At 38.5% G+C, this 12,363-nt stretch carries 10 protein-coding genes; 4 read left to right on the top strand and 6 right to left on the bottom strand.

Annotated elements, in window-relative coordinates:
- Positions 1-164: 164 nt before the first annotated feature.
- The gene (locus ACE1ET_RS04830; RefSeq protein ID WP_375727502.1) at positions 165-3,080 is read right to left on the bottom strand and encodes a bifunctional fucokinase/fucose-1-phosphate guanylyltransferase; all 2,916 of its coding nucleotides are present in this window, start codon (positions 3,078-3,080) and stop codon (positions 165-167) included.
- A gap of 77 nt (positions 3,081-3,157) precedes the next feature.
- Here ACE1ET_RS04830 and ACE1ET_RS04825 point away from each other — a divergent pair, with 77 nt between their 5' ends.
- Positions 3,158-3,955, top strand: a complete 798-nt coding sequence (locus ACE1ET_RS04825) for a metal-dependent hydrolase (protein ID WP_375727232.1) — start codon at positions 3,158-3,160, stop codon at positions 3,953-3,955.
- 2 nt (positions 3,956-3,957) lie between these two features.
- Here ACE1ET_RS04825 and ACE1ET_RS04820 read toward each other — a convergent pair whose 3' ends face one another.
- The 5 genes from ACE1ET_RS04820 to ACE1ET_RS04800 all read right to left on the bottom strand — a co-directional run bounded on the left by ACE1ET_RS04820 (position 3,958) and on the right by ACE1ET_RS04800 (position 7,712).
- Positions 3,958-4,299, bottom strand: coding sequence for a cupin domain-containing protein (locus ACE1ET_RS04820; protein WP_375727231.1), 342 nt, complete (start codon positions 4,297-4,299; stop codon positions 3,958-3,960).
- A gap of 11 nt (positions 4,300-4,310) precedes the next feature.
- Positions 4,311-5,267, bottom strand: a complete 957-nt coding sequence (tal, locus tag ACE1ET_RS04815) for a transaldolase (RefSeq protein WP_375727230.1) — start codon at positions 5,265-5,267, stop codon at positions 4,311-4,313.
- Between the two features lie 141 nt (positions 5,268-5,408).
- The gene (locus ACE1ET_RS04810; protein ID WP_375727229.1) at positions 5,409-5,978 is read right to left on the bottom strand and encodes a YceI family protein; all 570 of its coding nucleotides are present in this window, start codon (positions 5,976-5,978) and stop codon (positions 5,409-5,411) included.
- Positions 5,979-6,011: 33 nt separating this feature from the next.
- A complete protein-coding gene (locus tag ACE1ET_RS04805) occupies positions 6,012-6,728 on the bottom strand; it encodes a pirin family protein (RefSeq protein WP_375727228.1) in 717 nt (238 codons plus the stop codon).
- A gap of 93 nt (positions 6,729-6,821) precedes the next feature.
- On the bottom strand, positions 6,822-7,712 hold the full coding sequence (locus tag ACE1ET_RS04800; RefSeq protein WP_375727227.1) for an AraC family transcriptional regulator: 891 nt from the start codon (positions 7,710-7,712) through the stop codon (positions 6,822-6,824).
- A 258-nt stretch (positions 7,713-7,970) separates the two neighbouring features.
- Here ACE1ET_RS04800 and ACE1ET_RS04795 point away from each other — a divergent pair, with 258 nt between their 5' ends.
- The 3 genes from ACE1ET_RS04795 (at position 7,971) to ACE1ET_RS04785 (ending at position 12,120) form a co-directional block, all read left to right on the top strand.
- Positions 7,971-9,878 (top strand): toxin-antitoxin system YwqK family antitoxin, encoded by a 1,908-nt coding sequence (locus ACE1ET_RS04795; protein ID WP_375727226.1) that lies wholly within the window; start codon positions 7,971-7,973, stop codon positions 9,876-9,878.
- Positions 9,879-9,883: 5 nt separating this feature from the next.
- Positions 9,884-11,176 (top strand): energy transducer TonB, encoded by a 1,293-nt coding sequence (locus tag ACE1ET_RS04790; protein ID WP_375727225.1) that lies wholly within the window; start codon positions 9,884-9,886, stop codon positions 11,174-11,176.
- 254 nt (positions 11,177-11,430) lie between these two features.
- Positions 11,431-12,120: an NADPH-dependent F420 reductase gene (locus ACE1ET_RS04785; RefSeq protein WP_375727224.1), complete on the top strand. Its 690-nt coding sequence runs from the start codon at positions 11,431-11,433 to the stop codon at positions 12,118-12,120.
- The last annotated feature ends 243 nt before the right edge of the window (positions 12,121-12,363 follow it).

Below are 12,363 nucleotides of genomic sequence, written 5' to 3'. Positions count from 1 at the left end.
GGTTTTTGATATATGGTTACATTTAGTTCGTTTCAGGTACTTAAAACACTCTCTGTCGAGAGAGACTATTGCCGGTCTTATGATGAACATATGACCGATCAGACTAACAAATTTAAGAAACTTATCTAAAGACAGAAAGCTTCAACTTCCTAAAAAGATATGTTTTACGACCTTGAAACCTGAAATCCCAACTGACTGACATCCATGCTTACAAACCTTGCCCTGTTATTGGGTGGTTCACTGGTAAGCACATTCTGTATTTTTGCCGCTGCTTCCGAATCCTTTGCACATATCAGCATATATCCTCCACCACCGGCTCCAAGCAATTTAAAACCGAAGGTATAATCTTTTATCTTATCAATAATCTGCTGAACCTCAAGCGTGTTTGTGCCTGAATCCAAAGCCATATTAAGCTGCCATGAGCGGGCAATCAGCTCGCCTGTCCGTTTAAAATCATTTCTTTGAATGGCCTCTGCCATGGCGTATGAGTGCTGCCTGATATCGTTTAAAAGTCTGAGTCTGTTACCCTCATTCAGGAACATACCCCGTACGATTTCTGCCAGAATATTTTTTGCCACACGGGTAACACCGGTATAATACAGTAACCAGTTGCCTTTGGTATTGACATCGGTAAACACATGATCCGGTAACCAGCGTACATTCATCACTTCCTGAGTCCCCGGCTCTGATTCCAGCAGTTTGACTCCGGGGAAAATACCGCCATACTGATCCTGCCAACCGCCACCGGTGGTAAGCAATTGCTCCAGAATAAGGGTGCGATGTCCAATGGATTGCAGATCCCAGTTCAGGGAGCAGAAATCTGATAAGGTCCCCAGTACAGTTGCTGCCAACACAGAGCTGGTCCCAAGTCCGGAACCTTTGGGAATAGCCGCTAACAAAGAGATCTCAAAACCACCACCAAATGCATCCAGTTGCTTCTCTAACGAAACATATTTGGTTCCGCAAAAATCGGGATGAAAACCTGCCAGGCATAATGCAGCTTTTGGAATAGAAAACGCAGAACCAACCACATTGAAATTCCTCAGTTCATCGTATGTACTAATTTTCTCTGCAATACCTATATCTATAGACCTCAGGGTAATTTTTTTCTCACTGGATAAACGAATGTATACCTGAATTGGAGGTTGACCGTTCAGTTCAACAGCCATATTTAATACACTACCTCCGCTTTGCAGGCAGAATGGTGGCGTATCGGACCAGCCACCGGCCAGATCCAAGCGTATAGGACTTCTTCCCCAGATGATCTGATCAGAACAAATATTTAACTGAGGCAAAGGATTATGCTCTATGGAACTAACAATAGCCTTTTGCAGCACCTCAAATGCCTGTTGTTCCTGGCCTGAACCATCTTTACCACTTTGTTTCAGAACCTCAGAACGAAACATATGGTCCCTGAAGCGGATCATAGGCGAAACCGATTCATCAAGATTCTGTGGCAACGGAAGCTGACCTGCCACAAATTCACCTGCAATTTGTTTCAGGTTTGCCTGGTAAAACACGCTGTGCTGATAATTTTTTGCCAGACCGGATAAGTTCAATAATCTGTATTTTTTGCGTTGATCCTGAAGACGTTCCAGGTTGGCATTGGCGCTTATCTGATCTGCAGAATACCGTTCGGAGGATAACCAAAGTCCCTGGGCAGCATTATCGCCGGTAATATCTATCATCCATTTTATAATACCTTCGCTTAATTCTTTTTTTGTCAGAACCGGGAAAATAGCAGATGATTGAATATCCGCTTCACCATCAAGTCCTGCTTTAGAGAAATCGAGGGTTCGTTCTTTTAGCCAGTCTGCAAATAATGTACCCATCCATGTTGTGTTCGGATCAGCCAAGGCACCACGAAAAGCATCATCGATGCTATAGGGCCGGATACAATATTTTTCCGTTCCAACCGGAATAATATCGAGGCACATACCTTCAGGTAAATTCAACTTCCAGTCGTTCTCAGGCACACCGGTTATTATGTGATCATGATTCAGTTTCCAGTCCGACGGAACATGACTGTTTTCGATCCAAACATTATAATGACCGGCATTCCACTGAACCGAGGATTCTGCATTCTGCACAAATAACGAAGGATGAACCTTCACCCGGTTATGCCAGATAGCTCTCTGATCTTTAATCCTGTTTTGGATCTTCTCAGTAGAAGAAATCAATTCACGTGATGTACCGTAATGATAAAATTCTCCTTTGTTTAAAGGCACGATTCCCACCGTCAATGCATTCAGTTCATCATCCTTTACATCCGGTTTTGTTCCCAATGCCACACCAAAGGTGCTGTACAGGTCATAATAATCAGGAATGCCGTTTTTAAATTTATCTTTCTCCCAACCACTCCGCTTCATAAGCAGATTAACGGCTTTATCACTCAGGATCCAAATGCCGATATCCATCATAAACAAATGAGATGTAGCGAGCGATTCAATCTTTTGGTGATCGGGCTTCTGCAGCATAAAATCGAGCTCACGTGGATTATTTTTAGGCGTAAAAAAGACACCATGACGGGCTGCCAGATGCGGATCAACCCAAATGCCCAGACATACCACATCTGCATCCGGAACTGAAATATCGGAATCACCGGTAAGGATCATCACATCACCACTGGCAATCAGTGTATTTTGATCCGGAGATGTCAGGCTCATTACCCGTTCCAACAAAGGCAACTGCAAATCAAGCAGGGTCTGATCAAGGCTTTGTCCACGACTCCATCTGAACACCGGAATAGGCGTCAGTATTTTACCGGATGGCGCATACCCCGGAAGGCGCCTGCTCTGTCCTCCTGCATGAATAATAATCTTCTTATCCTGCGAGAGATAATTTTCCATGCCGCCCAGCTTTTTGGAATGTTCTGAAAGAAGAAAAGCAGTACCGCCTCCTGAACCAATTTTATTTCCCGGAGGATCGGAAGCCACGAACCAATTTTCTGGTGAATAATGCGTTATGGTATGAAAAGCTGATACCAGATTTTCCGGCAGCGACAAAAGATATTGCATTTTATTGGGTTTTGAATCTGTTAAATAATATTGTAAAACCGGCAGTAATACCGGAATACTCACCAAAAGTAGTGATATAAAACCAAAATAGAAATAAGTGATAACCGTCAAAAACTATTATATTTTAGCCTTCAGATAACATGGATATACTAACACATATGGTTTCCGGCGTGGCTGTAGGAACAGTTCTTGCTTCTTTTTCAAGGCGAGGATTTATGGCTAAAGCCCGTATTTTATCTGCTTCTGCAATTGGTGGTATATTACCTGATTTTGACGTTTTCAGTTTATGGTCAGGATTTGATAAAACATTTGGCAGCACCCTCAATCTGCAAGATGGAAACAAGATTTACTATGCACAATACTGGTATTCACATCATGGTTTCTTCCATTCATTTTTTGCGGCATTTTTAATCACACTAATTTTAGGTTCTTTACTTTTTCTGTTTAAAAATGGTCGTGGAAAACATTCCAAAGAAAATTTTATCATTCATCTTAAAAGAAGTTCTTTGATTCTTCTTGCCTTTTGCGCAGGCTACATCATTCATCTGCTGGAAGATATGCCTACACCCGGATATACATGGGAAGGAATAAATCTTTTCTGGCCATCTTCACATTATTCCGGTGGAACCGGCGAAATCTGGTGGTGGAATAATTATGATTTATTTTTAATCATAGCCGGAGTTGCGGCCGTCAACCTTACAATTTTACTTCTCCCAAAAATAAAAGCAAGAAAATTAACGCCGCTAATTTTTGTAAGTGGCCTTATATTCTGCATTGTACAAATAAAGTCTCGTCCTCAGAATTTTGACTACACCTCGTTTAAAAAAGAATACAATAATTTTGAGCTGCAATCAAAAGAAATCCAGAAACAAATCCTTGGTAAAAGATTATATTCCTGGATGGATTATTTTGATAAAAAAGTTCCTTTCAATTTCTGAATTTACTTTTTCAAAAAGTCTTCCCGCAAAGGTGTAAAGTTATCCACAATTCTGGCCGTAGGACTGAGCAACTGAATAGTATGCATTTTATAAGGTGGCACAGAATACATATCACCCGCTTTTAAGTGTTGATCGGGTTCACCTTCGCAGAGAAAAATAAGTTCTCCCTCGGCCACATAAGCAGTCTGTTCGTGCGGATGATTATGCGGTGGTTCCGGCTCACTCCAAGGACCATTGGTAAAATCAATAACTACTGTCATCAGGTTTTCCGTATGGATGATTTTTCGTTGTAAGCCTTCTTTGACCTTTTCATAAGGTGTTTCATCAAATTTTAATACAGTCATTTAATATCAGATTATAGTTTTTCCTTCATCAACTCTTCCAGTTTTATCAAATCGGCACTGAATTTCCGAATCCCTTCAGCCAGTTTTTCCGTAGCCATTGCATCTTCGTTCAACATCCAACGGAATGTTTTTTCATCCACTTCAATCTTCTCAATATCAGCTTTCTTGGCCTCATCCACAGAAAGCTGGCGTTCCACCGCTACATCCATACCTTCCATTTCTTCTAAAAGATCCGGCGAAATCGTGAGCAGATCGCATCCGGCTAATTTAAGAATTTCCCCCGTATTTCTGAAACTGGCTCCCATCACTTCGGTTTCATATCCAAACTTTTTATAATACGTAAAAATATCCGCTACAGATTTCACACCCGGATCATCTTCTGCAGAAATAGAATCCACGCCCCAATCTTTTTTGTACCAGTCGTGAATCCTTCCCACGAATGGAGAAATAAGCTGCAAACCTGCCACAGCACATGCAATGGCCTGAGCCTTACTAAAAAGCAGTGTCATATTACAGTGAATATCGTCTTCCTTTAAAATTTTAGCCGCCTGTATACCTTCCCAGGTAGATGCTATTTTTATGAGAATTTTTTCTCGCATCACACCTTCTTTTTCGTACATATCAATGATATGCCGTGCTTTTTCAACCGTTTTTTCGGTATCAAAACTTAATCTTGCGTCTACCTCGGTAGAAACCCTGCCAGGTACAATTCTCAATATTTCAAGTCCAAAATTTACAGCAACCCGGTCCATAGCCAGATCCAGCTGTTTAGCTTTATCCGGTTCATGCTTTTTAGCAAACTCAATTGCCTCATCAATCAGTTTTGCATATTGCTTATTTTGCGAGGCTTTTAATATAAGAGACGGATTCGTGGTTGCATCCTGGGGTTTATAATCTTTAATTGATCCAAAATCGCCTGTATCAGCCACGACTTTTGTAAATTGTTTGAATTGTTCAAGTGTATTCATGGTTTTGAATTTTTAATATATCAGAACGTTTATAACGTTTTAGTTATAAGCATAAAAACACTGTATTTGTTCAATTCTTTAACACAAAAAAACCTGTGGAAACAACCACAGGTTTTTATTTCACAATAGTGTCGAAAAATGTTATTCAACCACTAAAGTTACTCCAAGAACAAAGATGTCATCAATCACTTTGTCTCCCAGGTTATCAAAAAATGAACCTGACCCATACCGCACATCATACTTTGCTCTGTCAATATTTATATTTGCTGCATATGTGTTTCCTTCCTTTGTCACATCAAAGGTTACAGGATGCGTGATCCCTTTTATGGTAAGATCTCCTTTAACAGTAGCTTTACCATTCTTCAGTGGAGATTTCCCTTTGATAACCAGTTTGGCTTCCGGATGTTTCGCCACACCAAAGAAGTCATCGGATTTAAGATGATTTACCAGTTTCTGGTTATATTCCTCACTCTCAAGGTCCAGATTTTTAATGGTGCTCATATCCACCACAAACTCTCCGCCCGATATAACATCGTTTTTCACTACAATGGAACCACTTTTCAAACCTACGGTCCCATTATGTTGACCACCAACTTTTTTACCAACCCAGGTAATTTCACTTTTTTGGGTACTGGCCGTCAATTCTTCTGCTGAGACTTTGCTAACCAGCGCGCTCAGCACTACAAAAATTAAAAGATTAATTGTTTTCATTGCTTATGTATTTAATTTGATTAAAAATATTTATTATCCAATCTGCATCGGAACTTCCATCACTAAAAGCGATGTTCCGCTTTCTGTTTCTATTTTTACTTTTTCCGTTTCGCTGATCCCAATTCCATCACGTTTACTTAAGTTATTTCCTTCAATGGATACATTACCTTCCAAAACAAAAACATACACACCATCACTGGCATCTTTAAGTTCATACTCTACCGTTTTGTGTGCTGTAAAATGCCCCATACTAAACCAGGCTTTCTGATAGACCCAAACACCCTTATCGTTTTTATCAGGCGAAAGGACCTGAAAGAGTTCATTTTCTGTTTTCAAGTCACGAATTGAAACCTGATCATAGCGCGGTTCAATATTTTTGCGGTCAGGAAAAACCCATATCTGAAGAAACTTCACCGACTTATCGCTGTTCCGGTTATATTCACTGTGAAACACACCTGTTCCCGCACTCATTACCTGCACATCTCCTTCCTGAATTACTGCCTGATTACCCATATTATCCTTATGTTCAAGATCACCGGATAACGGAATGGAAATAATCTCCATATTATCGTGCGGATGCATCCCGAATCCTTTTCCCGGTGCCACTTCATCGTCATTCAATACGCGGAGTGCACCGAAATGAATACGTTCAGGATCATAATAATTCGCAAAACTGAATGTATGATGGGTATCCAGCCAACCATGATTGGCATGTCCCCTACTGTTTGCCTTATGGATTATGGTTTTCATATCTCACTCCCTTTTTGTTTTTATATTACACTACAAAGGTACGGTGAGTTGGTACGGCAGGCCATGCGAAAATCAGGTCGGGTATTGCAAAAATCAGTTCTGTCGGGCTGAATTGCGGAATTCCAAAGGTGCTACACCACTATACCGCTTAAAAAAGTTGCTGAAATGCGCCGGTTCTTCAAATCCAAGCTCATAAGCCAGTTCCTTGTTGGTTAATTCGGTAAATAATAATGAACGTTTGGCTTCAAGAATAATCCGATGTAAAATATATTCTTTGGCTGATTTACCTGTCAGCGCTTTAACCGACTTATTAAGGTAGTCACTGGTCACAGATAACATATCAGCATAATCCGATACTTTATGGTTGATCCGGAAATGCTGCTCAATTAAATTCTTGAAATTTCTTACCAACTGATTTCCTGCCTCCAGAGATTGAAGATCTTTTGCTTTGTTAAGTGAACAATGGTTATTACTCTGAATCAGCAATAATTTTAACAATGCACCAAGCGCATCACTTTTATATTCCATCTGCATTTGAGAATAGTCACAAATATGGCTGACAATGGTTCTGTAATATTCAAACTGTTCATTGTTTAAAGGAAGTGGTGGTGTTTCCCCGTGCTCATTAAACAAATAAACATCATCCACCATTTTGTCGTGAATATTGTTTTTTATCAGGAATAACTTGTTGAAATTCAACACCCAACCGGAAGGACGTTCTGATGCAATGACCTGGTGAACCTGACCCGGATATACGAAATACAGGCTCTTATCGAACATATCATAACTTTTAAAATCAATGTTATGAATGCCTTTGGCCTTTTCCAAAAGAATGATGGTATAATAATCATGACGGTGAGGTTTATCCGGTCTTCCTTCCATCTCATCATACAGTGCGGCAACATCTTTCAAAATAAACTCAACAGGATCATCATTCTGATCTGTTAAAGCATATGTTTTTATTTCGGTATGACCACTAAGCATTTTTTCTGGATAGTTGGAACTTTAAAAACACCTGATGCGGTTATTCTGTTTATAACGGTTATAAATTTCACTAATAAAGCCTTTCATAATAAGGTATTCTACGTTTTATATAACATTTTTTAACTTTCTGATTGTATAATTAATAGCCATTGTATATTTTAGTGTTGTCAACTTAAACTTTAAAGTTTAGCTGTTTGTCATGTTTGTTGCTATTAAAACGTTTAACCGCATATTATCTAACCTTAATTATTCATACTCATGACCCGAAAAGAACATCTCATATTCTGTAAGAAATGTCTGAACAGAAAATATGACAGTAAACAGGGAATTATCTGTAATCTAACACAGAAGCCAGCGGATTTTAAAGAAACTTGTGAATCTTTTTCCTTAGATCCTGAAATCAAGGACGTTGACAACAGATCTGAAGAGCCGGTAAGTGCAGCACTGATAGATTCCAAACAGGGAGAACAAATCCTTGCATCTCTGAAATATTATCAGGATTTTAATTTTGCTGTTGCTGGTGGTCTGATGACCATGCTGGTGAGCGCTGTTGTTTGGGCGGTTATAAGCGTTGTGACAAAGATGCAAATTGGATTTATGGCCATTGGCGTTGGTTATCTTGTTGGAAATGCAGTCCGTTATTTTGGATCAGGTGTAGATAAAAAATTCGGAATTCTTGGTGCTGTTTTATCCATGTTGGGTTGCGTTTTCGGAAATCTGTTTGCTCAGGTAGGCTTTATAGCACAGGAACAGGCACTTGGATATTTTGAGACACTAAACTATTTAAATTTCAGCCTTATCCTGCAAATCATGGCGGAGTCATTCTCACCAATGGACCTGTTATTTTATGGAATAGCCATTTACGAAGGTTACCGGTTTGCTTTTAGAAAACTAAGCAATGCTGAACTTTTAAAAATACAAAATGGTGAATATGATGGTTTACCTGCAAATCAGAAATTCAAGAAACCATTGGTTATTTCCAGCGTTGTTATTATGGCTCTTTTTATTTTCACACTGAGCAGAGGCAACAATGGTTTCAAAACTTATTACTATGAGTCAGGCCAGCGAATGTATGAAGGAGAAATCAAAAAGAACAGGCAGAATGGTCCATGGACATACTGGTACGAAAACGGAAGCAAGCAGCTTGAAGCTAATTATGTGAAAGGATCGCAGGAAGGAAACTGGAAATGGTACAATACAGAAGGCATACTTATTCAGGATGGATTATATAAAGATGGGCTGGAGAACGGACAATGGAAGCACTATTATGATAATGGCAGCATAATGGACTCCGGACGGTTTGAAAACGGACGTCAGGAAGGCTTTTGGAAAGGTTGGAATGCAAAAGGTCAGGTGAGCTTTGAAGGTAATTACCATCTTGACAAACCGGAAGGTAAGTATACAACCTATCATGAAAACGGAAATATCCTTTCAACCGGCAACATGCATAAGGGTGAAATGACAGGTACCTGGTATAATTATTTTGAAGATGGCAGTCCTGAAAGTGAAATAACTTACAGGGATAAGAAACCTTATATTCTAAATGTTTGGTTAAAAGATGGAAATCAGATTATAAAAGACGGAAACGGTGAATATGTATCCTATTACGGGAATGGCCGGGTCAGTCAGAAAGGGAAGCTTGAAAACGGTATAAAAGTTGGTATCTGGAAAGAATATTCCAACGTTGGAGCATTGAGGACAGAATATGTAATGGAAGATGACATATTCAAAATTATAAGTGCCTGGGATATACACAATAACCATATCATAATCAATGGTGAAGGAGATTATGTGAGCTATTATCCCGAAAGTGATCAACTATTTGAATCGGGGAAACTGGTTGAGGGAAAACGGGAAGGTGAATGGATTACTTATGGACCTGGTACGGGGAAATTACAAGCTGAACAAAATTATGAGACAGGTCATCTGAATGGTCCGGCAAAACTCTATTTTGAAAGTGGCGAACTCCAGGTTGAAGGAACTTATAAAAACGATAAGCAAACCGGTATATGGAACTGGTATTTTGAAGATGGAACAGTGAGTTCAAGTGTAGAATTTATAGAGGGCAAAAAGACCGGAATACAGGAAATTTTTAATGAGTTCGGAGAAAAAACAAAAGAAGAAATATACGAAAACGGAGAGTTAAAAGACCTGCGTATAATTTAAATAATATGATCAGACAGTATAAAACAAAAATTATCAGATACAAGCTCTTCCTGGTTTCCGGATTGATGTTGCTTGCCCTCTCTGCTTACGGCCAAAAAGTAAAAAAAGTAAAACAAAAACTACCGGATAATTTGGCAAGAGAGTTTTATGTACTAAAATCAGATCCTGATATTAAAGAAGGATATTACAGGGAGGAGAACAAAAGAACCGGAAAATTAACTGAAGGAAATTACCATAATAATAAAAAGAGTAAGTTATGGTCATACTACTCAAAAGATGCAGGCGACAAAAAAGCTAAATACCATCTAAATAAAAGAGGAACCTATTCTAACGAGAGAAAAGATGGCATCTGGCAGTATTATAATTATAGGTCTTTAGTAGAGAGACTTGAGTATTATTCATCAGGAATACTGGACAGTGCATTCATTTTTGATGATCTTGGCATAAAGGTTCAACGAGCCGTGTTTTATTATAATGGTCATGATAGTGTAATTTTTCAATACAATGTAAATGAAAAACCTGTTTATGCTTATGACTCAAAATCGGATCAAATTCTTAGGTATCACTTCTATAATAATCCTCCTGAATATATGGCAAAGATCGACGGCAACTGGATAAAAACAGGTCTTGATTATCCGGCACTGCTCATTAACTTTGAAGAACTAATGGCTTTCTACAAGAACAGGATGAAAGAAAATTCAGAAGGAATAGTTGGAATCCCAATTATTCAGGGAACGGTTGATAAAACCGGAAAAACCACAGATTTAGTTTTTTTAGACAATTTGAAAGACCTGAATGAAAATGATTTTATCACTCAAAAGTCATTTAATGATAGCATAATGTCGTATCTGTATTCTAAGGATCTAAAATGGATTCCAGCACATAAAAATGGTGAGGCCATTTCTTCCAGGTTTTATTTTAATCCAACCGGATTCAAAAATTATATTCATGACAATCCTATTTGTTATGAAAAAGAAGATGCCATTATTTATATAAAACCGGAAGATATGCCTTCTTTTCCCGGTGGCGAAATGGCAATGATGAGTTATTTGAGTAATATAATCAGGTATCCGGCAGAAGCACAAAAAAAAGGGATACAGGGAAGGGTTTATGTAAATTTTGTAATTAAAAAAGATGGAACTATCAAAAATATTAAAGTTATAAGAGGTGTACATCAGTCACTGAACGAAGAAGCTGTAAGAGTAGTAAAAAACATGCCCAAATGGATTCCTGGAAAAGTTAATGGTATACCCGTAAACGTAAGTTTTATGTTGCCAATTAATTTTGTACTTAATTAATATTCAAAAAAATGAAAACCGTGCACCTTGTTCTTACAATGTTGCTTATTGTATCATCAACATTTTGCTTTCTAAATACATTTTCATACCTTTAATAATGCAATTAATTCTCTCATTTTAATTGCATTATACAGGTATACATTCCCATTTTACTTGCTTGCATAACAGATTAGATCTGCTGTTTACGGTAGATTGTCGGACTATGCTGAAAAAAGACACTAAACTGAAGTAAGCTCATTAAAAGCACTTTATACATGAAAGTTACGATATTAGGTACCGGTGTTGTAGGACAAACCATTGCCAGCCGGCTTGTTGAATTACACCATCAGGTGGTTATGGGAACACGCAATCCGCATGAAACCATCCAGCGTACAGAACCAAATCAGATGACCGGAACATCATTTTCTGAATGGCATAAGATTAACTCAGCTGTAACATTAATGGCATTCAATGAAGCAGCAAATGAAGCTGATCTGGTTATAAATGCAACGAATGGCTCAGTATCCCTGGCTGTGTTAAAAACAGTTGGTAAAGAAACACTTAAAGGTAAAGTCCTGCTTGATGTTGCCAATCCTTTGGATTTTTCAAAAGGCATGCCTCCTTCCCTGGCAGTATGCAATACAGACTCCCTTGCAGAACAGATTCAACGTGAATTTTCTGAAACCCTGGTCGTAAAAAGCCTGAATACCATGAATACTGTAATCATGATGCATCCGGTAACGATTGCAGGCGATCACAATGTATTCGTTTGCGGGAATGATGAAAATGCAAGACAGATGGTAAAAGACCTGCTTTACAGTATTGGATGGAAACATGAGAATATTCTGGATCTTGGAGACATCAGTGCCGCAAGAGGAATGGAAATGCTCCTGCCGATCTGGCTCAGACTGTACGGCACATTCGGACATGCAAATTTCAATTTTCATATTCAAGCAGATAAATAGCTAATAAATATTATGTTTCGTTGCCGTTTATACAATTCAGGGGCTAAAGAAAATAAATGACGTAAAAAAATATACTAATATGTTACTCTTGAAATTGATGTATCTTTAAAGGAATCCGACAGCTGACTATAATAAAGTAATTTTGAAACCTTAAAAAGACAATCAATACCACAATGCACTATAATTATATCTATAAATAAACTTTTTGACACATTTAACACACTTTCATGTAATAATTTGCTA

Source organism: Quyinboa mangrovi (genome assembly GCF_042219825.1).
Taxonomy (GTDB): Bacteria; Bacteroidota; Bacteroidia; order Bacteroidales; family UBA5342; genus JBHJHP01.
This window is presented reverse-complemented; position numbering and strand designations above follow the sequence as displayed.